Consider the following 22,447-nt stretch of genomic DNA (forward strand, 5'->3'; position numbering starts at 1 on the left):
GTGTTATTGGTTCTTTTACGATCGACGGAAGCTCGTCTAGCATCGGCTTTCAAGGGGAAACGTCTCACACTGGGGAAACTGCAACTCACCGTCAAAAAGCCTTCACTGCCTTCCAGAAATCCAAAACTACAGCAGACATTGCCGCGCATTGCTTGCCGAACTTTATTGTCGGCAACAGCCGGGTATTAACTGCGATTCAAGGAGCTGTTATATGCATTACCGTTCCCGTTCATTACTGGCGGCTGCCGTCGCGTGCGCCATCTGGCAACTTCCGGCCAATGCCGAAGAAACTGCGGCAAGCGCCGACAGCGACTCCCGCCTCGGCACGGTGTTGGTCACTGGCACTCGGGGTACTTCGCGCACCGTGCTCGATTCGCCGGTGCCGGTCGACGTGCTTACCGCCGAAGACCTCAAATCCGCCGGCGCCGCTGATGGTGAACTGGGCGCGGCGTTGCAGACGTTATTGCCATCCTTCAGCCTGCCGCGCCAATCCAACTCCGGTGGCGCCGACCATGTGCGTGCGGCGCAACTGCGCGGCATGAGCCCGGATCAGGTGCTGGTGCTGGTCAACGGCAAGCGTCGCCACACGTCAGCGGTGGTCAACGACTCCTCGAAGATCGGTCGCGGTACAGCACCGGTGGATTTCAACTCGATCCCGATCAGCGCGATCAAACGCATCGAAGTGCTGCGTGACGGCGCCGGTGCGCAGTACGGTTCAGACGCGATTGCCGGGGTCATCAACATCATTCTCGACGACGCGCCCGAGGGCGGCGAAGTGTCCACCAGCTATGGCGCCTATCACACCCATCAGGACGCCATCGGCAAGACCACCACCGACGGCCAGAACAGCGTGACCACCGCGAAGATCGGCACGCGTTTGGGTGAGGAGGGCGGGTTTATCCGTGGCGGCACCGAATACAAGGATCGCAACCCGACCAACCGCGCCGGTTTTGACGGCTTTGCCGATACCCCCGGCCAGCGCAACTATGTGATGGGCGACGGCGTCGCGCGCGACGTCAACCTCTGGTTCAACAGTGAACTGCCGCTGGCCGGCGGCAAGGCGTACAGCTTCGGCACCTATAACCAGCGTCACACCACCGGCGCCGAGTTCTATCGCTACCCGTACGAACAGCCGCAGTTCTACCCCAACGGCTACTTGCCGCAATCGCTCGGTGACAACAAAGACGTCTCCGCCACCGCCGGTTTCAAAGGCCTGATCGGTGACGAGTGGGATTTCGACAGCAGCGTCACCCACGGTCGCAACCGCTTCGAGGGCTCGACCCGGCGCACGCTGAACGTCAGCCTCGGCGAAGACTCACCGACGAAGTTCGACACTGGCGATTACGAGCTGCGCCAGACCACCACCAACCTCGATTTCAGCCGCGAACTGCGTCTGGGCGAGCGCTCCTTTGTATTGGCGGTGGGCGGCGAATACCGCTATGAAAACTACCTGACCTATGCCGGTGACGAGGCCTCCTACATCGGCTCCGGAGCCGACGGCGCCAATGGTCTGCGCCCGAGCGAAGAGTCCGATCTGGATCGCAACGTGTTCGGCACTTACGCCGAGTTGTCCGGCGATCTCACTGATCGCTTCTTCGTCGACGCCGCCACCCGCTGGGAGCATTACGACGATGCCGGCAGCAAACTCACCGGCAAACTCAGCGGTCGCTACAAACTCACCGAGCAATGGGCCTTGCGCGGTGCGGTCTCGAATAACTTCCGCGCGCCGTCTCTGGCCCAAAGCGGCTTCCAGAACACCACCAGCAACTTCGGCGATGGCGGTACGCTGACTGACATCCGCGTGCTCTCGGTCAACGATCCGATCGCCCGTGCACTCGGCGCCGAGAAGCTCGATCCGGAAACCTCGAAGAACTTCAGCCTCGGCCTGACCTTTCAGTTGAATGAACGCTTCGACGCATCCCTGGACGTGTTCCGCATCGACGTCAAAGACCGCATCACTTTGTCGCAACGCATTGGCAGCGATGCCCTGGAAAATTACATCAACGACAATTTCGGCGTTGCTGGTGTGCACGACGTCAACTTCTTCACCAACGCTGCCGACACCAGCACCCACGGCGCCGAACTGGTGCTCAACTACCACCAACCGTTCTACGAAGGGCAACTGGGCCTGACCACCGCGTACACCTACAACCACACCAAAGTCACCAGCACCAAAGGCACGCCGTCGCAACTGACGGCGCTGGGCATCGGTAATGACGCCCTCGTTGGCGTTGAAGAAACCAACACCCTGACCGATGCAGCGCCGAAAGATCGCTTCATCTTTTCCGCCAACTGGGCCAGCGAGCACTGGGGCCTGCTCGGGAGGTTGACGCGACAGGGCGAGACCACTCGCGTGTTCGATTTCGGCGACTCGCAACCGGAGCAAACCTACGGCGCCGTGTGGCAACTGGACGCCGAAGTGGCTTACAAATTCACCCCGAAATTCAACATTGCCGTGGGCGGCAACAACCTCACCGACAACTACCCGGAACGTTCCGGTTCGGCGATCAACTACGGCGGTAACCTGCCATACGACGTGCTCTCGCCAATCGGCACCAACGGCGCCTATTACTACGCCCGCGCCACCTATGGTTTCTGACGCGGGACCGGGGCGGCACCTGCCGGTGTTTCAGGCGTTGCTGATCACGCTCGGCATGGTGATCACCACCGACATCCTGAAAACCGCGCCGACCGTGGCCCTCAACGTCGGGCCGGAGCATTTCTATCTGGTCTGGGTGCTGGGCGGTGTCGCCTCGATGATTGGCGCGCTGTGTTTTGCCGAGATGGCCACGGCGTTTCCGCACCCGGGTGGCGACTATCACTTTCTGCGCACAGCGTATGGCGAGCGCATGGGATTGCTGTTCGCCTGGTCGCGGTTTTCGGTGATGCACACCGGGTGGATAGCCTTGTCGGCGTTCATGTTTGCCGATTACGTCAATGCGGTGTTGCCGTTGGGGCAGTACGGCTCCGGGCTGTTTGCCGGGGCGGTGATTGCGGCGCTGGTACTGCTCAACCTCACTGGCAAGCACATTGGTTTTATCACTCAGACCTTGTTGGTGGGGCTGTTGGCGCTGGGCTTTTTGAGCATTGCCAGTGCCGGCGTTTTTTTGGCCTGGCAAGGCATCGAAGCGCCTGTGCCGGATCTCTCGCCCGTCGCGGAAAACTCCGGTATGGCCGGGTTTTCGGCGGCGATGATTTTTGTCTTTCTGGCGTTCGGCGGCTGGAGCGATGCGGCGACGTTGTCGGCCGAAGTGCGTGATGGCCGGCGAGGGATTTTCATCGCCATGCTCGGTGCGCTGAGTGTGTTGATGGCGATCTATCTGGCGCTCAATTGGGCGTTCGTTCAGGGCTTGGGATTCGCTGGACTGGCCGCCAGCAATGCACCAGCGGTTGAGTTGTTGCATCGGGCCTTCGGTGCACCGGGTGTGATGCTGATTTTGCTGATGGTCGGTATCGCCGCGATTGCGACCATCAACTCGACCCTTCTGGTCGGTGCGCGTACAACCTACGCTGCCGCGCGCGATGTGCCGCAGTTGCGTAGTTTTGGCGCCTGGGATGACCGCCATGGTGTGCCGCGCAAAGCGTTGCTGGCGGAAGGTTCGGTGGCGTTGTTGCTGGTGTTGTTTGGCAGTTTTACCCCGAGTGGCTTCAATACGATGGTTGAATACCTGACTCCGGTGTATTGGTTTTTTTTGAGTTTGAGCAGCGTGGCGCTGATCATTCTGCGACGGCGCTTTCCCGAGGTGCCGCGACCGGTGAAGGTGCCGTTGTATCCGCTGTTGCCGCTGCTGTTTTTCGGGTTGTGCCTGTACATGCTGTATTGCAGCGTGACGGTGGTGGGGTTTGGGGCGTTTTTGGGGATTGCGGTGTTGTTGGTGGGGGCGGTGATACTGGCAGTATTGAGCCGACTGACGCCAAGCCCTCACCCCAGCCCTCTCCCGGGGGGAGAGGGGGCCGACCGAGGTGTCTTGCGTGATACATCGACCTGAAAGACCGAGTCGATTATGGCTTGAAGCAAATACAGGCCGAGGTCGATGATGGATTCAGTGAGGCAAAAACAGGCCGAGTTCGATTACGGATTCAGTGATGCACGTTCAAGTCGGCGTACCTCTCCAATATCCCCGGATCGGTTCCCTCTCCCTCGGGGAGAGGGAGAGGCGGGCGGCGTTCCGATGAGGGGCTTCTGATTCTAGAAGGACACCTCCGCCGGCTGCGACAACCGCAGCACCGACAAGTCTCCCGTAATACGCTTGTAAGCCAGACGAATCGCTTCAATGTTGCCCGCATTCTTCGCACTGTTCTCATGCAAGATCACAATCACCTTGGTGCTCAAACGCTCAGGCTCCTTAGCGCCCTTATCCCGCCACTGCCCATAAGCATCCAACACACTGAAACCATCGGGAAAGCGCAACGTGACTTCCTGATCAAGAAACTCACGCCAGCGCGCCGGGCTGACCGCACCTTCCTTGCCATCAATCGACCCCACGGAGAAGTACAATTCGGTGCGAATCCACTGCGCCTGCGCCGGCCGCGAGGCATCGCCTTGCAGGGTCGAGCTGGCGGGATCATGGGTGTGAATGGACGCAGGAGGAGGGCTGGCACAACCGGCGACGGCGACGAACAGCGCCGCCAGTAGAAGACGTCGAGGCATGGAACATCCTTATTGAACGATGAGTAAACCGCTCGAGTATAAGGTTGCGGTTTACCCGCCAATAAAGACCTAAAAAGCAGGCTGATAGGCGCTTCGGGAATAACTCCGTCGAGCGCCTTGATTTCAACTAAAGCGACTGTCTGTAAGGTCTGCTTGCTGTAACCAGAAGGTTTAGCTCAGTGGCTTGCACATCGAGAACCGGACTATCTGCCACGGGAACCGGCACACCTTCAGCATTCAACTCGGCCCGGATTTTTATTTTCAACACGGCATCTGTTGATGCTTTTGCGAGGCAGGGGGCTAAAACGACTTCCAGAGGCGTTTTCTTTCCTTTGTAGAACCAGAAACCTTCTTCCGACGCTTTGACCGCCCACAGATTTTCGAGTGACACGGGTTGTACGCAGTTCAAATTCGGCAGCCCGAGGAACTCACCTAAAACCTCATGCACGGTACCGTCCGCATGTGAGGTGTATTTGACGTAATCGTCAAATACATAAAGCGCCCGAGCCGCATTCAATTTTGATCTGGATAGCACTTCGCCTGGGTCCGGAGTGTTCTTTGAACTCTGATGCGGGCTTTTCTTCAGGAGATCTCCACTGACCATCAATCTGTTTTTGATTTCAACAGATGCCATGTTATCGAACGATTTGAGTAGCGCCGCGGTGAACGTCACAAGGGCCGCCGCCTGAGATGTACCGCTCACTTTAGTAACCTTTTCGCTGTCATTGAGCCACGATGAAAGATCGCATCCTGGGGCGGCGAGGTCGACTTTGGTGGCGCTGCGATTACTGAAAGCGGCTAACTCGCCATCAGGTTTATGGGCCGCAACCGATATGACGTTGCGCTGTGATGAGCCGCCAAATGCTGCCGGGTAGTAGGGGGCGTCGCTGACGTCGGCTTTTCCATCATTTCCTGCGGAAACAACAAACAGATTGTTGCTCTCTACCAAGCGCAAAAATATCTGATTTGAATTAGAGCCGGCACCCGCATCATATTCAAGGCTGAGGTTGATAACGCTATTGTTCAGCAGGTTGAGTTGTTGGCTCAACTCACTGGTTGAATTGGGGATTAGCGTTTCCTCGCCATTGCCAACATTCACAATCCAAAGCCGCAACCACGATCCACCTCCGGGACGATCAAACACAGAAAGATAGGGCTGAAAGCTGCTGCCGCCTAACACCAGTCCCGTTATGTGCGTGCCATGGCCGCTTACGATGGATGCGTTTGTTTTTCCGTTTAAATAGTTGATTGGATAAATCTGCTTACCGCTCATGGTCATCGGACCGATGATGCCCGTTCCTCCAGTCATCTTGTTCATGAAAAAACGGGAGGGGAAATGGGAGCCAAAAACGAGTTTGCCGGCAACCACGTTTGCGCCAAAGAAACCATTGTCTGCAATGGCAACTCTGGTGAATGACTGATCCAGATTCAACAGTCTCAACGCTTGCAGAGAGTCCTCATAGGCGTTTGACAACCACAGACTGTTGAAAGACTCGGCAGGAGCAGAGGGATCCTCGCACTCAGCCGGGTTTTTATACGACTGAGTTTTCCCGGCGGCAATCTGGAACTCAGGTATTCCGGACTCAGGAAGCGAGGTATCGGGCAAGGACTCGTCGAAGGATATCTTGACGACGTTTGATGTCTTGTAGGCGCTCAGTTTTGATTTCAGGTTGTCAGGTGAAAACGAGGCATGGACCACTGTCGCGGTGGTGGTGTGATTGGGGACGAGTGTTTGCCCGGGCTTTAGTTTGTTCAGATCGCGGATGCCTGATGACTGGAAGTATTCGTCGACAACCTGGCTTCCACCGGGCGTCCCGGTCAAGTTCTTGTAAACGTTGAAGGCGGTATCTCCTGGCTTCACGGTGTAAGATTGCGCGGGTTTTGTATCTACGATAAGGCAAGCTGGCCAGTTCACCTTGTATGCAAGTTCACCGATGATGGCATTCGGATCAGGTGATAAACCTACAGGCTGGTTCAGCTCCTGCAACTTGTCCCAATAGGCTTGATTAAAGGAGCCGCACAGCACCGAGATAATCTGGTTGGCGCTGAGTTGATTGAGATCCGGATAGTTTTCTCTTGGCAATTGTTTTGACTCGACCAAGTCCATGAACGCTCTCATATAATCATCCGAAACCGGCCCGGCGGCACGAACGGCGAACGTTCGCGTCTTTGCATCTGGCACAGCACTAGCCGCCAATGCAACGCCGCAGCAGGTGGCCAGAGAGGTCAATAGCAAGGCAACTCGAGTCAATCTCGACATGGTTTGTACCCCGGGGTGTGATTGAACCCACAAATTACCTTCTGCTTGTCGGTGGCCAGCCAGGTTGCAACAAACTTTCTGAACGAGTCGGTGGCGAGCGGCGCTACTCGGGAAATAGCGACGGCGCCGACCTTGCCTGAAATCACTTGAACAGTGGAGTTCACGGCTCGCACTTTTCTTGGCTGGGTCTGCGTGTCTGTTGTCACGCCGGAGAACAATGGGCCCCCCGAATCTCCGCGGCACAGCGCAGGCGCACTGTTGAGCGGTGATTGAATACTCGCAAACTGCTTCGAAAACTCTTGCCCGTCACTGCTTGCAGACTGAATTTGTGCATCACCGATGCGAAGTAACCCATCCAGTTTCAAGTCAGTACTCGGGTGGAGGAGGATCGCACTGTCAGAGCAACCGAATCCTGTCATCAGAACGTGAGTGCCGGAGTTCAAGGTGCTAGCGCTATCGATATTTTCATAGCGCAGTTGGTTGAAGAGTTCGGGCGACACATCAGGGAGTGTAAAGCTGCACAATGCGTAATCCTGACTGACTCGAGGTTCGTTGCCTCGCCATCCACCTTCCTGTATTGCTTTGGAGTATTCGTCGGATATTCGACATGAAACTGGCAGCTTTTGCCCTCCGATATCCAGAAACACCACAGAACGAATCGGCCTATCCAGCCCTGAATCGAAACAATGTGCAGCTGTCAGAAAAACCCCAGGCCCAACGAGCACCCCGGTACAGGTTACCGCCGGCTTGTTACCCGGCGGCGAAAGCCGGGCATTCAGAATAGTGGGCCAGTCCTGCCGTTTGGCCTTGACGCCGTTGACCAGTTGGATATCACCTTCGGCGCCGTGCTCTGCGAATGCCTGAAAGACAACCTCTGACGGGTCAGGTGTATCTTGCGAAGCTCCCGTACAACAAGCGAGTGTATTCAACATGAAGAACAAGGCTGTTTGAGCCGACGAAGTCAGATTCGCTCTGTACATGATCCTCCTCCAGTGAATCCGGCCATGTTTCCAGCGTTATTTTTTTGCGTTGGAAGGCGCTTTTTCCTGACCTGTATCGGCATCGGGATCAGTCGGTTTCTTTGCAGCCTTTATTGTTTCGATCAACTGTTTAACAGCTTGGAAATCATCGGAGAAAGTTGAAAATCCATCCGCAGTGGTGGCGCCTGACACGGTTGCACTGCAAGTTGAGCCGAGTTCAAGTTTTCCATCTATTGATAAAGGTTGCAGGCGCACGGCGTCCAGGTTGGATACAGTGACGTGGAACGCAGATTTTGAATTGTCAGAGTCTCTGATAATGACGAGCGTTGCACTCCTGCAAGCAGGCACTGGCCAGTACGGGACTTTACGATTCATTGCTTTATCTTTGAAACTTTGCAGGGTTACAGTTCCGGCGGGAGGGGTTGGGCTGTCGTAGTAGAAGGTATATGTCCAGTCACTGTTTATCCTTCCGGACGATTTGGAAATATCAGCAACAAAGGACTCAAGATCGACTGCTTTTCCTGACGTGTCACTACTTACACCTAATGCGCCAATCTGCATTGCCGTGGCAACGACTGACGCTATTTGCCCGAGCCGTTTGGGTACAAGATTCTCGGCTTTGGTGCTAATCGACGAAACCATATCGGTATTCTGATATTTGGTTATTCCCACAGCGGTCGACTTCCAGAAACCTGAAACACCTTTAACCGCCAAGGCTTGGCTGTCATCGGGAAGCTGTACGACTTTGGCCTCCCATTTACGACCGTCAATGACAGCTGTTGCCAGACCGTTGGAGAGGGAGGGTGGCGAAGGCGTGGCGTCTTTCGACGGCGTTTCGGAGGGTTCTTTTTTCTTCTCGACGGTGGTGCCGGCTTTAGTTTTTACGTTACTCGTCTTTCCCGTGGATTTGTTTTGTTCCTTGTTATTGCCTGCTGTCGATTGTTCCTGAGCTGGCGTTTGCTTGTCCGTAACCTCTGCGATCGGCGTCACGAGAATATAAGTTTTGGGAAAGACAAAATACTCATAATGCTCATTCGCTTGGGCTTCCACTGCATCGAAATTTCCTTGAGGTGCCGGATCTGTGTATTGCATCTCCACCGTTTCACAACCGGTAAGTGCCAAGACAGCAATGAGAGGGCAAATAGTTTTCACGCTAACCTCCTGGGCAACGCGCGAACGTCATTGATCGGCAACCCGTGACACATTTAGTGTCAGGGAGGAATCCATTTTGTTGATTTTTAGGGATTCGCATTCTGTTGAATGCCCGAACGACATGCCCTGTCGGTGTACAACTGGAAAGTTTTGTACAGATTGCTGAATTTCATTGAACCTTGCTGATGTTTCGAACTCTAGTCGCTGCCTCCGAACTGTCCAGTTGCCATTATTATTTATTAGAAATAACGCTTATTAAAAATAGCGATATTTGCAGGTGTCGCAGACGGGTTAAAAGAGTTACCACCCAAGCTTAAACAGAAATCATGCGGTGCTCGGCGGTTTCGCCAAGACAATTCCCGCCGCTCCCAAACGCTTCAGAATTTCAAACAACAAATCACTTTTGGTCACCCCGACAATCCTCGGGCTGCCTACATACCCGGTCACCGTCAAGGTGATCCCGTCCGGCGACAACTTGCTGAAGCGCACGAACGGTGCCGGTTTATCCAAGATGGTTTCGTTCTCCCGATAGGTATTGAGCAACAGGTCTTTCACCTCTTCAGGATCAATATCCAGCGGGAACACCAGTTCCAGTGACGCCACGCCTTGCGCGCTGCCGCCCAGGGTGACGTTACGCAGGTTCTGCGAGATCAGTTGCGAGTTGGGCACGATGACGATCGAGCGGTCGCTGAGCTGGATTTCCGTGGCGCGCACATTGATGCGGCGAATATCGCCTTCGACGCCACTGATGCTGATCAAGTCGCCGACCTTCACCGGCCGTTCAGTCAACAGAATCAGCCCCGAGACGAAGTTCTTCACGATCTCCTGCAGACCGAAGCCGATACCCACCGACAGCGCACTGACAATCCACGCCAGATTGGTCCACTGCACCCCCAGTGATGACAACGTCAGCAGAATCACGAAGGCGTAACCGATGTTGGAAAACAGTGTGCTCAGCGAGGCACACATGCCCGGGTCCATGTCGGTCTTGGGCAGGAACTCGTTGTCGAGCCAGCGGCGCAGGGCGCGGATCAGCCAGATGCCGATCATCAGCGCCAGTACGGCATTGAGCAGATGGCCGGGGACGATGTTCAGCTTGCGCAGTCCGGCGCCGCCGAGGATCGCCATGATGTTGCTCGCCAGTTGCCCGAGCGTGGTGCCGATGCCGCCGACAAACAGGGCGATGACCGCCAGCAGCAACAGCGCGGCACGGCTGAAACCGGACAGCAGAATAGAGATCTGATCGAGTCGTCGATCACCGATGCCCAGTAACTGTTTGAGCGCTTTGCCGCTGGCGTGTCGTGGCGAAAAAACGTGCTCGCAGACATCCTTGATCAACTGGATCAGCAGGTAGAAACCCGACAAGACGATGTACGCCCACACCAGTTCATAACTGATGAACCGCGCCAGCGACACGTAGCCGGTGAGCAGGGCAATCGCCGAGACAAACATCGAGACACTGGCGAGGGTGTAAATCACTCCGGCAAACGTACTGTTCGCCGCCGCATCATTGGCCGCGACCAGTGCCTTGCGCACCTTGCCGACGCGCAGCAGCAGGACCGTCACGATCGCCAGCACGACGATTGAAATGACCCCGCGCCCGGCGATCACGATCTGGCTGCTCATGCCGGTGGCATTGCTGACCTGCACCAGCGTCACCAGCACCAATAACGTGCAGGACAGAATGCGCGGGTAGGGCTTGAGCGCCAGCGCCACCGGATCAGCAATTGCCGGCAGGCGCCACGAGGGGTGTTCGGTCGACAGCAACGCGCGGCTCAACCCGGTGAGCAGCACGCAGGCATACACGACCTTCTCGAACTCTTCGGAGAAGGTTTCCAGCACTGGCGGCAAGGGTTGGTGGCGGGTGCAGGCGTAGAACAACAATTGCAGGGCAATGCCGGTGGTGGCGATGGTCGCCAGCGCCGAAGCGAACGCCAGCGCACTGCGACGCAGACGTCCTTCGGGCATGCGGTGAATGCACACCCAGGTCAGACCGCGTTCGGCCAGCCTGCGCCCAAATGTCCAGATGATCAGCGCCAACGCCATCAACACACTGGTGTAGAAACGTTCCCCTGGTGCCCACACCGTGGCCCAGGTATCGCGCACCTGCGCGACGAAAAAGCGTAAACGCTGACGGTCGTCGCCACTCGGACTCACCAGCGGCGACCAGAAACTCGGGCTCAGCACGCTGTCAGTGCCCAGCGTCAGCTCACTTTCAAGCAGTGTGCGACGGATGCCGGCGATCTGCGTAATCAGATCAGCCGCGCTCTGCTTCAATGCAGCCAGGCTCTTCAGCGTGCCGTCGACCTTACTCTTCTGCTCGGCCAGCGATGCGCGTTGCGCGACGATATCTGCCTGCTCCGCCGCCAGATCAGCATCCGGCGCGGCCCCCAACACCCCTAGCTGCACGGCCAGTTGCGCCTGCTGCGGCAACAACGCCGCCGACAACCGGTCGACATCCAGAATGAATGACTGCACCCGATCCTGCGGGCCTTCGAGCTGGTTGTAGTTGTTCGCGGCGGAAATCTGTTGTTTGAGGCCATCGAGGCGCTGTTGCAAGGCCTGCAGATCGCTCTGCGAAATCACCGGCAACGGCGCGGCAGCGGTGGTTGCCGGCGCCGGCAAGTCGGCAGCCAATAGCGTCGGAATGCCGCCAACAAGCAGCATGAATGCGACAAAAAACAACGACTTCAATGTGTTGCGCATGGGTGAGGCGGCTCGAATGGATCACACAGTCTATGAGGTTAGGTGATCGAGCCGATCGAGGAGGAAAACTTTCCGGCAGAGCGGGGCAGCTGCGCAGCGCTGCCAGACGAAAAAAGCCCGACGGATGAGGTCGGGCCTTTCTTCGGTGACTGCGGTGAATCGCTGCATTCAGACAGCGCGGCGTTCGAGCAAACGGTCTGAACCACCCTCGGCTACGGCGTCACTGAACAGCGGGTCGGTCTCGGTTGCGGCGGCTACGGCATCGCTGAACAGCGGATCAGTCTGAGTCGCGGCGGCGACTGCGTCGCTGAACAGTGGATCAGTCTGGGTGGCAGGTTCAGCGGCAAAAGCATTCAAGGCGAACAGTGAGAAAGCGATGCTGAAAAGGGCTTGGCGTTTCATGAGTGTGTGCTCCGTGGGGTAGTGGTCAGGTCTGGAGCCGATCTTACGCCGCGAGCCTGATAAGAGAACTTCATTGAATCAATGGTTGTTATTGATGCGGTTAATGATTGTTTTTTAAGGCCTCACTCATACCCCATCTTCACCTGAGCACTGATCAGTTCAGCCAGCATCCGCACAGGTTCTGTAAAAGTCTGCCGCGACCGGTGCACCAGTCCGATATCACGGTGGAAGGTGTGCTGCCCCAGGTCGAGCACCCGGACACCGGCAGGCCATGCAAAGTCGGGCGCCGTTTGCGGCACCAGCGCCACCCCGACGCCGTTTTCGACCAGTTTGATAATTGCCTCCAGCTCATCCAGTTCGCAGACCTCACGCAGTGTGAAATGCATCTGCCGCAAAAAGCGGTCGACCTGCCTGCCGCCAAAGGAAGATCGGTCATATCGAATGAACGGCTGGCTGGAAAGCAACCGGGACCAGTCATCGCCCGGCACATCGCGTGGCACGATCAATCGGTAAGGCTCCAGTGCCAGTGTCGTCCAGCACAGATCGCTCTGCAGTGAGAAAGGTGGGCGGATGATCACGGCCATGTCGATCTCGCCAGCATCCACCAGGTTGACCAGTTCCATCGATAAACCCGGCACTACCCGGGATCGGCACTGCGGACAGTGTTGGTGAAACTTTGCCAATGCGTCAGGCAAATACGAGCGCTGCACCGAGGCAATCGCGCCAATATTGACCAACACGCTGGGCGGCAATCCCACCGTCGTCGAGCCGAGGCTGTCGTAGAGCCTGAGCAGTTCTTGCGCCTGCAGGAGGATCTGCTGGCCCATTTTGTTGAGGTGTGCCGAGCGCCCCTTTCTGTCGAAAAGCTCGAAGCCGAGTTCGGCTTCCAGACGCTGGATCTGTGCGCTGACGGCAGCCTGCGTGAGGCCGATTTTGTTGCCTGCTGCAGCGAAAGTACCTTCGCGAGCGACGGCGATAAGTGTCTTCAGTTCTTTGATCATTCACAAATATTAATTGTGTTTCTAAGAAATATATATTGATTTTTATGTTTGGTTTTCCGTCCTAGGATGTTTCCCATCCCCCGGCAGCGGCTGAACCCAAGGCGCCGATGACGGCAGGAACGTTCGCCAACCCACAACAATATGATCGGAGTTCTGATGAGCCTCTCGCCTTTCCACCTTGCTATCCCCGTTTACGATCTGGCTGCAGCGCGCACCTTTTACGGTGAAGTCTTTGGTCTTGAAGAAGGGCGCTCCAGTCATCAGTGGGTCGACTTCGATTTTTATGGCCACCAACTGGTCATTCACGAACACCCGAAAACCGCGTCCCAGGAAAGTGTTCACAGCAACCCGGTCGACGGCCACGACGTTCCAGTTCCGCACTTCGGCATCATTCTGGGATGGCAACAGTGGGAAGCCTTGGCCGAACGCCTGAAGTCCTTTGGCACCGAGTTTGTGATTGAACCGTACATTCGCTTTCAGGGGCAGGTTGGCGAGCAAGCCACCATGTTTCTCTTTGATCCATGCGGCAACGCTCTGGAATTCAAGGCTTTCAAGGATATGAGCCAGCTCTTCGCCAAGTGACAAACGTCATGGCACAACCCGGTTGTGCCATTCGGTCTCAAGTGAGCTGGAAGCTCATGACTCTAGCAACTGCCCGTAGCGCAGACCTTTCATTCCAACAAAAAGGCTAGACATGAAACGTATTCCTTTGGTGTGGCAAATCGTTGCCGGGCTGTTGCTTGGCGTGCTCGTCGGTTGGTATTTCAATACCCATCCGCAGTATCAAACATGGGTCAGCGCGGAGATTCTGAAGCCTCTGGGTGACATCTTTATCAAGATGATGAAGATGGTGGTGGTACCGATTGTGTTCTGCTGCATGATCCTGGGCATTGCCGGCGGTGGCGATAACAAGTCATTTGGCCGCATGGGCATCAAGTCGCTGGGGTATTTCTTTGCGATAACCGCGCTGGCGATCGTGGTCGGCCTGTGTTTCGCAAATATCTTCGAGCCGGGTACCGGCACCGATATTTCCGGCCTGTCCCACGGCACGGCGTCAATCAACATGGAGCCGTCAAAAGGCGCGCTGGTGATCTTGCAGAACATCGTGCCGGACAATGTTCTGCTGGCGATGTCGGAAGCGAAATTGCTTTCGGTACTGTTCTTTGCCGTGCTGTTCGGCCTCGCCCTGAATGCGCTGCCGAGAGAAAAAAGTGCACCTGCAATCGCGCTGGTTCAGAGCATTTCCGACGCGATGTTCAAAGTGGTCTCAATGGTCATGGCCTACGCGCCGATTGGGGTCTTCGGCATGATCGGCGCGACTGTCGCAACGTTTGGTTTCGCCTCGCTCTTGCCGTTGCTCAAGTTGATCGGTGTGGTTTACCTGGCGCTGGTGGTCTTCGCCCTGGTGATACTCGGTGGCATTTGCTACTTGATTGGCGAGAACATTTTCAAGTTGATTCGCTACTTCCGCAGTGAACTGATTCTGGCGTTCTCAAGTGCCGCATCAGCCGCGGTCATGCCGCAGTTGATGAGCCGATTGGAGAGTTACGGTGTACCGCGTCGGATCGTCAGTTTCGTGGTGCCGGTGGGTTATGCATTCAATCTGGACGGCGCTTCGATCTTCCTCGGCGTCGCGACGATCTTCGTCGCGCAGCTCTATGGCATCGACCTGTCGTTGTCGCAGCAGATCCTGCTGGTGGTGACAATGGTGCTGACCTCGAAAGGCGCGGCGGGGGTGCCTGGGTTTGCCATCATCATCCTCTCCGCAACGTTGGCTTCGGCCGGTCTTCCTTTAGAGGGTGTGGCATTGATCGCAGGTATTTTCAGGATCATCGATAGCGGTACTACCACGCTGAACGTATTAGGCAACGCCATCGCGCCGCTGGTGATTGCCAAGTGGGAAAGGGCCGTGCTTGAACCCTCACGTGCTCGTACCGCAGCCGAAGTGTGAGTTTTTCGCGGACATTCGCTTTTGAAATCGCACTTTCAACGAGTGCACGCCCGCTGGCACAGGGGCGTTTTTTTGGGTCTTTTTACTAGACGACCGGTCTATTGATTTGGAGTTCTTATGATTGATAACGCTGTTGATACCGACCTTTTTTCGCCCATGACTATGGGCGCGCTGCAGTTAGCCAACCGGATTGTCATGGCACCGGTGACCCGCAGCCGGATGGCCGAAGACGGCGTGCCGAATGAAATGCATGCGACCTATTACGCCCAGCGCGCCAGTGCAGGCTTGATCATCGCCGAAGCGACGAACATTTCAGCTCAGGGACGCGGCTATGCGATGACCCCGGGAATCTGGTCGCAAGAGCAGGTCGCCGGGTGGAAGAAGGTCACCGATTCCGTACACGCCGCGGGCGGAAAAATCGTCAGCCAGTTGTGGCATGTCGGGCGTTTTTCCAGTGTCGAGTTGCAGCCCAATGGCCAAGCACCGGTCGCGCCTTCGGCGATCAAGGCTGAGGGCAGCACGTACACCGAGAAAGGTTTCGTCGACGTGTCGATGCCGCGCGCCCTTGAGACTGCGGAAATTCCGGGAATCATCGAGCAGTACAAATGTGCTGCCGAGAACGCCAAGCGCGCCGGTTTCGACGGTGTGGAAGTGCATTCTGCCAACAGTTATCTGCTCGACCAGTTTCTGCGCGATTCGACCAATCAGCGCACCGATCAGTACGGCGGCTCCATCGAAAACCGTGCGCGGCTGACGCTGGAGGTCACCGCAGCGGTGGTGTCCATCTGGGGCAGCGACCGCGTCGGTATCCGACTGTCGCCCGTAACCCCCGATGCCGGCAATACGCCGCCCGACAGCAACGTCATGGCGACTTATGGCTACCTGATCCAGCAACTCAATCGACTCAATCTGGCCTATCTGCATTTTGTCGAAGGCGCCACGGCCACCTCGCGCACCGTGCCGGCGGGCGTGGATCTGGACGCGTTGAGTGCGCAGTTCGGGGGCGCGTTCATTGGCAACAACAACTATGACCTGGCGATGGCGCTTGAGCGTCGGGCGCAGGGGCGTATCGACGCGGTGGCGTTTGGTCGCTTGTTTATTGCCAACCCCGACCTGGTGGCGCGTCTGCGGCACGGTCTCGAACTGACCATTGCACCGCGTGAGAGTTACTACGGCGGGGGCGCCAAAGGCTACATCGACTGGCCAACCGCCAACGCCTGAATGACTGCCCGGGCGCAATCGCATTCATTGTAAAGAGGAACGGAACATGAATTATCTACACAACAAAGTCGCCATCGTCACCGGCGCATCTTCCGGCATCGGGGCGGCCACCACACGTGCGCTGGCGGCTCACGGCGTTCGCGTCGTTGCCGCGGCGCTGGATGAACAGGGTCTGGCAGCCTTCGTCGCCGAGTTGTGTGAAGCCGGTCACGACGTGGCCGCTTTTACCACTGATGTAACCCGGCCGGATCAAACCCGGGCGCTCGCCAGATTCGCGCAGGACACCTATGGCGCTGTCGACATTCTGGTGAACAACGCCGGGCTGATGCTGTTTTCCAACTGGGTCGATCTGGCCGTGGCGGATTGGGACCAGATGATCGACGTGAACATCAAGGGCTATCTCAATGCCACAGCAGCCGTGCTGCCAGTGATGCTCGAACACAAGTCCGGGCAGATCCTCAATATGGACTCGGTGGCGGGCCATCAGGTCGGGCCGGCGGCGGGTGTTTATAGCGCCACCAAATTCTTCGTGCAAGCCATGACCGAGTCCATGCGCAAGGAGCTGGGCGTACAGCACGGCATCCGCGTAAACACGGTCAGCCCCGGCGTTATCAATACCGGCTGGGCGGACAAGGTCAGTGACCCAGAAGGGCGCAAGGCCGCCCAGGAACTGAACCGCATCGCCATTGCGCCTGACGATATCGCCCGTGCCGTGATCTACGCGCTCAACCAGCCGGAAAACGTCACCGTCAACGATCTGATCATTTCGCCGACGCGCCAGGATTGGTGAACGTCGGCTACTCCCGCTGCCGATTGCCAACCCCGGCTCCCGGCAGACTTTGTCACTCACCTGCAACGATAGGAACAATCATGTCCAAGAACATCAAAGCCGTGCCGACGGCTGAATACAACGCTGTCATCGCCACCGCCAATCAATACGTAGAAGGCCTTCGCATTGGCAGCGCGCAAGGCGTCGCTCAAGCCTTCCATAAAGAGGCAGTGATGTACGGTTTCACCAACGGCGAACTGCTCGGCGGCCCGATCAAGAACCTGTTCGACTTTGTCGAGAAGAACGGCGCAGCCCCCGAAATCAGCACGCGACTCGACGTGCTGGCGATCACCCCGACCACTGCGGTGGTGCGTGTGGACATGGAAACGGATGCAATTGGCGCCGACTACAACGACTACCTGACCCTGATCAGAATCGACGGCGCCTGGAAGGTCATCGCCAAGGTGTATCACCAGTTCGAGGTCTGAATAACGACCGCTCCCGGCAGTTCGCTGCCGGGGATCAACATAAGAGGATTTATGTCATGCCGATGGTTGAATTTTCCGCTGTCCTGGACGGCGATGCACAAAAGATCTGGAACGTAGTGAGGCAGTTTGGCGAGATTCAGGCCTGGCATCCTGCGATAGCGAGCAGCCATATCGAGGGCGGGGGGGCTGAAAGGCCAGGTTGCATTCGCACACTCTCGCTGACCGATGGGGCAGTTGTCAGAGAGCGTCTGTTGTCGGTTGATGAATCAGCGTTAACGCTGTCCTACCGCTTTGAAGAAGCGCCTTTGCCGCTCGACAATTATGTGGCCAGCGTGAAGCTGGTCGCTTTGACCGGCCAAGACAAAACGCTCCTCAGTTGGTCGGCGAGTTTCGATCTTCGAGAGCCGAATGACGCTGAGCACTATCAGGCACTGATCCGCAGTCTGATCGTCGACGGCCACAATGGGCTGCAGGCATTTCTGGCTGAGTAACACAGCACACAACGTTTACACGCCCGCATTCCTGCGAGGAATGCAGATTCTGCAAGGTGCCGATCCACCGCATTCCGAAGCGGCGGTTCAGGCGCTGTTGCATGAGTCCGGGTTTGGTGAGGCGACGCGGTTCTTCAGCAGTTTGTTTTGGGGGGCGTGGTTGACGTGTAAAAACGCAAGCCTCTAAAAGTAGCGACTCGGCACTTCCCCCAACACTTGCTTGAACACCGTCGCAAACGCACTGGAGCTGCTGTACCCCAAGTCCATGGCAACCTGCGTGACCGACTGACCTTTGCCCAGCATGACAATCGCCGCCAGCAGACAGGCTTGTTGCCGCCATTCGATATAGCTGATGCCGGTGTGCAGGCGAAAATGTCGGGTAAAGGTGCGTCGACTCATGCCCGCACGTTGCGCCATGTCGTCGATGCCGACCTCCAGCGAAGGCTGCTGCAGAAACGTGCGGCACACCGTCGCCAACCGTGGCTCTGCCGGCAACGGCGCGTTGAGCGAAAGCGCAGGCATGCTGGCGATTTCATGCAGCAGCAAGCCCATCAAATGGCCGGCATGCCCTTGAGTGGAATAGCGTGCGGGTAAATCGATAGATTTTAGCAGCAGGTGGCGCAACAACGGTGACACGTCCAGCACTTGGCATTGCTCCGGCAGTCCGAGGCGCTGCGCCGCTTGTTTGCGGATGTATGTGTTGTGCAGCGTGACAGGTCCGCGCATTTGCATGGAGTGGGGCAGTTGCGCGGGTACCCAGATGCCGCGTTGCGGCGGCACGACCCAGTTGCCGTCATCGGTAAAAACCGTGATGACGCCGCTGGCAGCGTAGGCAAATTGCCCGCGCTGATGATCGTGCAGCGGGAACAGCGTCCCGTCCGCGTAATCAATGGCGGTCACGACGGCATCGCGTGGGGTGTTCTGGTAAGGATGGCGGCTCATTTCTCGCATGGCCCGATTCTAATGAAAATTGGCCTGTGACTGAAAGCAGGCCATGACCATTGCCGGCATATTTCCTCGCGGCCGAGCACTTCCGCTCGGCGCCGGGAAAGATTGACCATGCAAAAGAAGCATCTTGTACTCGCCGTTCTGGTGACGGCTGTCTGGGGATTGAACTTCCCCGTGACCAAACTCGGACTGGCCGCTATCGACCCGCTGTTGCTGACCGCGCTGCGTTTCACGTTGGCTGCGTTGCCATGGGTGTTTTTCGTCGAGCGTCCACGCGTGGCATTGCGCTGGCTGGCCGCTTACGGACTGATTTTCGGTGTGGCGATGTGGGCGTTGATCAACCTCGGAATCGCTTGGGGCGTGCCCCCCGGAACAGCATCGCTGCTGATCCAGTTCAGTGCGTTTTTTACCTTGGGTTGGGGCGTGGTCTTCTTCGGCGAACGTCTGGGACGGCTGCAATGGCTTGGCACGTTGTTGGCCGCCGCCGGCCTGATGGGCATCGTACTGAGTCGCCCCGGCGACGCATCGTTGGCGGGTTTGGCACTGGTCATTGGCAGCGCCCTGGCGTGGAGCATCGGCAACGTGGTGATCAAGGTATCGAAAGTGCGTGAAATCTTCGCGTTTGTGGTGTGGGCCAGCCTGTTCCCGCCCATCCCGCTCCTGCTGCTGACGTGGCTGCTGCATGGCTCGGCACCGTTCACGGCATTGCCGTCGCAGCTCAATGCGATAACCGTGTTTTCGCTGGCGTTTCAGGTCTACGCCGCGACGCACTTCAGTTACTGGGGATGGAACTTGCTGTTGCGCGAATATCCGATGTCGCGAGTGGCACCGTTGTCGCTGTTGATCCCTGTGTTTGGAATCTTCAGCTCGATGGCGATTTTCGGCCAGTATCCAAGCCTCTTTGACTGGCTTTCGATCTCGCTGGTGTTAGGGGCGATCCCCTTGGCATCAGGGCACGTGCACGCAATGCTGCTGCGCCTTCGGGTTCGCCAGCCAATGTGCCCTGGATAACCCGTAGCACTTGCACAGGGCAGGTGCGCCGGAGAGCTTCAACTCGGCATCATACAAGTGCACGGCGCCGATTTTCAGCAGTGCTTTTTGCGATCGGATGTTGGCGGGGCCGACGTGGAAATAGACGATCTCGTAGACCTTGAATGCATGTTCCAGCATCAGTGCCTTCAACTCACGATTGGCATCGCCACCCCATTTTTCCCGTACCAGAAAGGTGTAGCCGATGGCGATACTCTCGGGCAGATCCGGCGGCGAGTAGTAGCTGGACATCCCTACGATCTGCCCCGACTCGGAATCAATGACGGCGAGTGCTTTCGCGCTGGCCAGGCGGGCGGCGAAGTACGCTTCAAACACTTGCCGTTCATAGCGATCGCTGGCGGGGTGGCCGGCCCAGATGAGCGGATCACTGGCGGCCAGGAACAGCGCTTCAAAATCACTGGCAGCCAATGCCCGGAGCTTCAGCGTGCTTCCATACAGAGCAGGTTGGCAGTCGAATTCGCGTACAGGCATGGTTTCCGTTCCTGGTCGATCTGGGGAGTTCGACCCGTTTAGGGCGGTAAGAGGATAAGGAAAGATCCAATTGCAGGATCGGCCGTTGCCGTTGTAGCTGAGAGGGATTTCAGCTTTCGCTGGTCTCGACTGGCTCTGCGGCTTCAGCCTCCAGTTTCGCCCGGTCAGCCTTGCTGATGTATTTGGGCTTTTTCGGCGCCAGTTTGGCGCTGGCCTTTTTGGCCTTTTCCTTGAACAACTGCTTGAGTTTCTTTTGACGATTCATGTTTTCTGTCCGGCCTACAAGTTTGAATAACGACTAGCGAAGGGGTAAACGTACGCATCAATGGACGAGCCACGAGATAGACTGCACTTTGCCCTCAAAAAGGGGCGAATCCTGACGCAAGCCTCGGGCCAAGGCAATGCCAATTCCTCACATTGCGATGAAGTTGCGTACAGCTTTGATGGTCGGTGCTGGGGCTTCTTCCATCAACCAGTGTCCCGCCGCCGGTATCACCATTTCGGTCACGTTGTCCGCAGCATTGCGCATGACGATCGCTTCGTTGTTGCCGAAGGACTTTTCACCGCCCACGGCCAGCACCGGCATGCTCAAGTGTTTCTGTAGAACGGGGGCGTTGTCGAGGGCGTCCTGACGAATGCTGCGGAACTGGGCGAACGCGGCGTGCATGGCGCCAGGGCGGGCGTAAAGCTTGGCGTAGTGCTGGCGGGTGCCTTCATCGACTTTGGCCGGGGTGCCGGCGAACTCATTCCAGAAACGGTCGAGGTAGATGCGTTCGCGCCCGGCGACCAGACGCTCCATGTCCGCACCGCCAAAGTCGAAATGCCAGAGCATCGGCGAACGAACGATGTCGTTCCACGGTGTGATGCCGGGCACGGGCGCATCCATCACCACCAGGCGCTCGGTCAGCTCGGGATAGCGCGCGGCATAGGCGAACGCGACCATGGTGCCGATGTCATGCCCGATGACCACCGAGTGCTCGATCTTCAGCGCGCTCAACACCTGCCGAATGTCACCGGCCTGAGTCTTTTTGTCATAGCCGCCCTCGGGAATCGACGACAAGCCCATGCCACGCAGATCCGGCACCACCACGGTGTGATCGCGGGCCAGATCCGCCGCCAGCGGCGCCCACATGTCACCGGTATCACCGAAACCATGCAACAACACTACGGCGGGGCCTTTGCCACCGACACGCACGTGCATTGTCGCGCCTTCGACCTTGATGTCTTGAGTATGGAAGCTGGCGGGGAAGGGTATGACGTCGGCGTGGACCTGGAAACTCAGGGCGAACAGGGCGAGGGCGGTCAGCAGCAGTCGGATCATGGCGAAGTCTCCAAGCGTGGGGGCGATGGAGAGAGCGTAGACGTATCGATCAGGGCCGGAGGAGTTTCACTTGGAAGCGAACGCCGTCTCGATAAACGCCCCCAGCGCCTTCTCTTCAAGAATCTCGATCGAGAAATGTCCGAAGCGTTTCGGCAGCCAGATGATGCGTGTTCCGGAAGGCGATTGCAGGTTCTCGCGAGTCAGCGGTTGGCCGTTTTCGTCCTCCGGCTGAACCCCGCTGGCGAGCAGTTCGTCGTAGGCCAACTCGATATCAGGGGTCGTGTAGCAATGACGGTAAATCATGCCTTCACCCACCGTATCCAACAGATCCTTGAGATTGCCCGCCAGCGGCTGGACCAGCATGAAGCGTTCCTGACCGATCAGCGCGACGGCATAGCGCACGTGCAGGCCACCACGATTCCAGATCTGCGTTGTGGAGATCCGCGCCTGCAGTATCTGCGCGTAATAGGCGCAGGCTTGTTCAAGGTCTTTGACCAGTACGTCGATGTGGCTGAACTTCAAATCCATGAAATAGCTCCAGTCGGGCGGTGTCGAGAGGCACGACGAGGTCCGCTTCAATCGAGT

At 57.3% G+C, this 22,447-nt stretch carries 21 protein-coding genes and 1 pseudogene; 10 read left to right on the forward strand and 12 right to left on the reverse strand.

All coding sequences use genetic code 11. From position 1 onward, the window contains the following. Nucleotides 1–211 precede the first annotated feature (211 nt). Nucleotides 212–2,599: a TonB-dependent receptor plug domain-containing protein gene (locus FGA82_RS19135; RefSeq protein ID WP_141128271.1), complete on the forward strand. Its 2,388-nt coding sequence runs from the start codon at nt 212–214 to the stop codon at nt 2,597–2,599. After that, entirely contained in the window at nt 2,589–3,989 is a 1,401-nt protein-coding gene (locus tag FGA82_RS19140) for an APC family permease (protein WP_141128272.1), read from the forward strand. The genes FGA82_RS19135 and FGA82_RS19140 overlap by 11 nt, the downstream gene beginning before the upstream one ends. Nucleotides 3,990–4,189: 200 nt before the next feature. Here FGA82_RS19140 and FGA82_RS19145 read toward each other — a convergent pair whose 3' ends face one another. The 7 genes from FGA82_RS19145 to FGA82_RS19175 form a co-directional block, all read right to left on the reverse strand. Continuing rightward, nucleotides 4,190–4,651: a DUF3574 domain-containing protein gene (locus tag FGA82_RS19145; protein ID WP_141128273.1), complete on the reverse strand. Its 462-nt coding sequence runs from the start codon at nt 4,649–4,651 to the stop codon at nt 4,190–4,192. A 127-nt stretch (nt 4,652–4,778) separates the two neighbouring features. Continuing rightward, on the reverse strand, nt 4,779–6,911 hold the full coding sequence (locus FGA82_RS19150; protein ID WP_141128274.1) for a S8 family serine peptidase: 2,133 nt from the start codon (nt 6,909–6,911) through the stop codon (nt 4,779–4,781). Beyond that, nucleotides 6,899–7,891: a trypsin-like serine protease gene (locus FGA82_RS19155; RefSeq protein WP_141128275.1), complete on the reverse strand. Its 993-nt coding sequence runs from the start codon at nt 7,889–7,891 to the stop codon at nt 6,899–6,901. Before FGA82_RS19155 ends, FGA82_RS19150 begins: the two co-directional genes overlap by 13 nt. Nucleotides 7,892–7,927: 36 nt before the next feature. Then, on the reverse strand, nt 7,928–9,043 hold the full coding sequence (locus FGA82_RS19160; protein ID WP_141128276.1) for a hypothetical protein: 1,116 nt from the start codon (nt 9,041–9,043) through the stop codon (nt 7,928–7,930). A gap of 324 nt (nt 9,044–9,367) precedes the next feature. Then, nucleotides 9,368–11,749 (reverse strand): DUF3772 domain-containing protein, encoded by a 2,382-nt coding sequence (locus FGA82_RS19165; protein ID WP_141128277.1) that lies wholly within the window; start codon nt 11,747–11,749, stop codon nt 9,368–9,370. A 168-nt stretch (nt 11,750–11,917) separates the two neighbouring features. Then, complete coding sequence (locus tag FGA82_RS19170; protein WP_141128278.1) at nt 11,918–12,151, reverse strand: hypothetical protein; 234 nt, start codon at nt 12,149–12,151, stop codon at nt 11,918–11,920. 122 nt (nt 12,152–12,273) lie between these two features. Continuing rightward, nucleotides 12,274–13,152 carry a LysR family transcriptional regulator gene (locus tag FGA82_RS19175; RefSeq protein WP_141128279.1) on the reverse strand — a complete coding sequence of 293 codons (879 nt, stop codon included), beginning with the start codon at nt 13,150–13,152 and terminating at the stop codon, nt 12,274–12,276. A 156-nt stretch (nt 13,153–13,308) separates the two neighbouring features. Here FGA82_RS19175 and FGA82_RS19180 point away from each other — a divergent pair, with 156 nt between their 5' ends. From FGA82_RS19180 to FGA82_RS32485, 7 genes and pseudogenes are all read left to right on the forward strand, one after another. Next, complete coding sequence (locus FGA82_RS19180) at nt 13,309–13,734, forward strand: VOC family protein (RefSeq protein ID WP_141128280.1); 426 nt, start codon at nt 13,309–13,311, stop codon at nt 13,732–13,734. A 112-nt stretch (nt 13,735–13,846) separates the two neighbouring features. Further along, on the forward strand, nt 13,847–15,103 hold the full coding sequence (locus FGA82_RS19185; RefSeq protein WP_141128281.1) for a cation:dicarboxylate symporter family transporter: 1,257 nt from the start codon (nt 13,847–13,849) through the stop codon (nt 15,101–15,103). Nucleotides 15,104–15,220: 117 nt separating this feature from the next. Beyond that, complete coding sequence (locus FGA82_RS19190) at nt 15,221–16,324, forward strand: alkene reductase (RefSeq protein ID WP_141128282.1); 1,104 nt, start codon at nt 15,221–15,223, stop codon at nt 16,322–16,324. A 46-nt stretch (nt 16,325–16,370) separates the two neighbouring features. After that, entirely contained in the window at nt 16,371–17,114 is a 744-nt protein-coding gene (locus FGA82_RS19195) for an SDR family oxidoreductase (protein WP_141128283.1), read from the forward strand. 80 nt (nt 17,115–17,194) lie between these two features. Next, entirely contained in the window at nt 17,195–17,581 is a 387-nt protein-coding gene (locus FGA82_RS19200) for a nuclear transport factor 2 family protein (RefSeq protein ID WP_141128284.1), read from the forward strand. Between the two features lie 56 nt (nt 17,582–17,637). Beyond that, complete coding sequence (locus FGA82_RS19205; protein ID WP_141128285.1) at nt 17,638–18,072, forward strand: SRPBCC family protein; 435 nt, start codon at nt 17,638–17,640, stop codon at nt 18,070–18,072. Between the two features lie 43 nt (nt 18,073–18,115). After that, nucleotides 18,116–18,259, forward strand: a pseudogene (locus tag FGA82_RS32485) (SAM-dependent methyltransferase); the annotation flags it as partial. On the opposite strand, the gene FGA82_RS19215 reads toward FGA82_RS32485, so the two are convergent. Beyond that, nucleotides 18,256–19,023: an AraC family transcriptional regulator gene (locus FGA82_RS19215; RefSeq protein ID WP_141128286.1), complete on the reverse strand. Its 768-nt coding sequence runs from the start codon at nt 19,021–19,023 to the stop codon at nt 18,256–18,258. The pseudogene FGA82_RS32485 and the gene FGA82_RS19215 overlap by 4 nt on opposite strands. Nucleotides 19,024–19,131: 108 nt before the next feature. Here FGA82_RS19215 and FGA82_RS19220 point away from each other — a divergent pair, with 108 nt between their 5' ends. Beyond that, nucleotides 19,132–20,031, forward strand: coding sequence for an EamA family transporter (locus FGA82_RS19220; protein ID WP_141128287.1), 900 nt, complete (start codon nt 19,132–19,134; stop codon nt 20,029–20,031). Here the strand turns inward: FGA82_RS19220 and FGA82_RS19225 are convergent. From FGA82_RS19225 to FGA82_RS19240, 4 genes are all read right to left on the reverse strand, one after another. Beyond that, on the reverse strand, nt 19,969–20,541 hold the full coding sequence (locus tag FGA82_RS19225) for a GNAT family N-acetyltransferase (RefSeq protein WP_171057310.1): 573 nt from the start codon (nt 20,539–20,541) through the stop codon (nt 19,969–19,971). The two genes, FGA82_RS19220 and FGA82_RS19225, sit on opposite strands and share 63 nt — an antisense overlap. A 109-nt stretch (nt 20,542–20,650) precedes the next feature. Then, nucleotides 20,651–20,806, reverse strand: coding sequence for a DUF2986 domain-containing protein (locus FGA82_RS19230; protein WP_077572520.1), 156 nt, complete (start codon nt 20,804–20,806; stop codon nt 20,651–20,653). 147 nt (nt 20,807–20,953) lie between these two features. Next, nucleotides 20,954–21,862 (reverse strand): alpha/beta fold hydrolase, encoded by a 909-nt coding sequence (locus FGA82_RS19235; RefSeq protein WP_141128288.1) that lies wholly within the window; start codon nt 21,860–21,862, stop codon nt 20,954–20,956. A gap of 66 nt (nt 21,863–21,928) precedes the next feature. Then, nucleotides 21,929–22,390 carry a VOC family protein gene (locus FGA82_RS19240; RefSeq protein WP_141128289.1) on the reverse strand — a complete coding sequence of 154 codons (462 nt, stop codon included), beginning with the start codon at nt 22,388–22,390 and terminating at the stop codon, nt 21,929–21,931. Nucleotides 22,391–22,447: the final 57 nt, after the last annotated feature.

The organism is Pseudomonas fluorescens, from assembly GCF_005938625.1.
GTDB lineage: Bacteria > Pseudomonadota > Gammaproteobacteria > Pseudomonadales > Pseudomonadaceae > Aquipseudomonas > Aquipseudomonas fluorescens_BD.

Bases quoted from the DNA above. Each gene is read 5' to 3' on its own strand.
- FGA82_RS19135 (WP_141128271.1), top strand. From the start codon at position 212: ATGCATTACCGTTCCCGTTCATTACTGGCGGCTGCCGTCGCGTGCGCC.
- FGA82_RS19140 (WP_141128272.1), top strand. From the start codon at position 2,589: ATGGTTTCTGACGCGGGACCGGGGCGGCACCTGCCGGTGTTTCAGGCG.
- FGA82_RS19145 (WP_141128273.1), bottom strand. From the start codon at position 4,651: ATGCCTCGACGTCTTCTACTGGCGGCGCTGTTCGTCGCCGTCGCCGGT.
- FGA82_RS19150 (WP_141128274.1), bottom strand. From the start codon at position 6,911: ATGTCGAGATTGACTCGAGTTGCCTTGCTATTGACCTCTCTGGCCACC.
- FGA82_RS19155 (WP_141128275.1), bottom strand. From the start codon at position 7,891: ATGTACAGAGCGAATCTGACTTCGTCGGCTCAAACAGCCTTGTTCTTC.
- FGA82_RS19165 (WP_141128277.1), bottom strand. From the start codon at position 11,749: ATGCGCAACACATTGAAGTCGTTGTTTTTTGTCGCATTCATGCTGCTT.
- FGA82_RS19170 (WP_141128278.1), bottom strand. From the start codon at position 12,151: ATGAAACGCCAAGCCCTTTTCAGCATCGCTTTCTCACTGTTCGCCTTG.
- FGA82_RS19175 (WP_141128279.1), bottom strand. From the start codon at position 13,152: ATGATCAAAGAACTGAAGACACTTATCGCCGTCGCTCGCGAAGGTACT.
- FGA82_RS19180 (WP_141128280.1), top strand. From the start codon at position 13,309: ATGAGCCTCTCGCCTTTCCACCTTGCTATCCCCGTTTACGATCTGGCT.
- FGA82_RS19185 (WP_141128281.1), top strand. From the start codon at position 13,847: ATGAAACGTATTCCTTTGGTGTGGCAAATCGTTGCCGGGCTGTTGCTT.
- FGA82_RS19190 (WP_141128282.1), top strand. From the start codon at position 15,221: ATGATTGATAACGCTGTTGATACCGACCTTTTTTCGCCCATGACTATG.
- FGA82_RS19195 (WP_141128283.1), top strand. From the start codon at position 16,371: ATGAATTATCTACACAACAAAGTCGCCATCGTCACCGGCGCATCTTCC.
- FGA82_RS19200 (WP_141128284.1), top strand. From the start codon at position 17,195: ATGTCCAAGAACATCAAAGCCGTGCCGACGGCTGAATACAACGCTGTC.
- FGA82_RS19205 (WP_141128285.1), top strand. From the start codon at position 17,638: ATGCCGATGGTTGAATTTTCCGCTGTCCTGGACGGCGATGCACAAAAG.
- FGA82_RS19215 (WP_141128286.1), bottom strand. From the start codon at position 19,023: ATGCGAGAAATGAGCCGCCATCCTTACCAGAACACCCCACGCGATGCC.
- FGA82_RS19220 (WP_141128287.1), top strand. From the start codon at position 19,132: ATGCAAAAGAAGCATCTTGTACTCGCCGTTCTGGTGACGGCTGTCTGG.
- FGA82_RS19225 (WP_171057310.1), bottom strand. From the start codon at position 20,541: ATGCCTGTACGCGAATTCGACTGCCAACCTGCTCTGTATGGAAGCACG.
- FGA82_RS19230 (WP_077572520.1), bottom strand. From the start codon at position 20,806: ATGAATCGTCAAAAGAAACTCAAGCAGTTGTTCAAGGAAAAGGCCAAA.
- FGA82_RS19235 (WP_141128288.1), bottom strand. From the start codon at position 21,862: ATGATCCGACTGCTGCTGACCGCCCTCGCCCTGTTCGCCCTGAGTTTC.
- FGA82_RS19240 (WP_141128289.1), bottom strand. From the start codon at position 22,390: ATGGATTTGAAGTTCAGCCACATCGACGTACTGGTCAAAGACCTTGAA.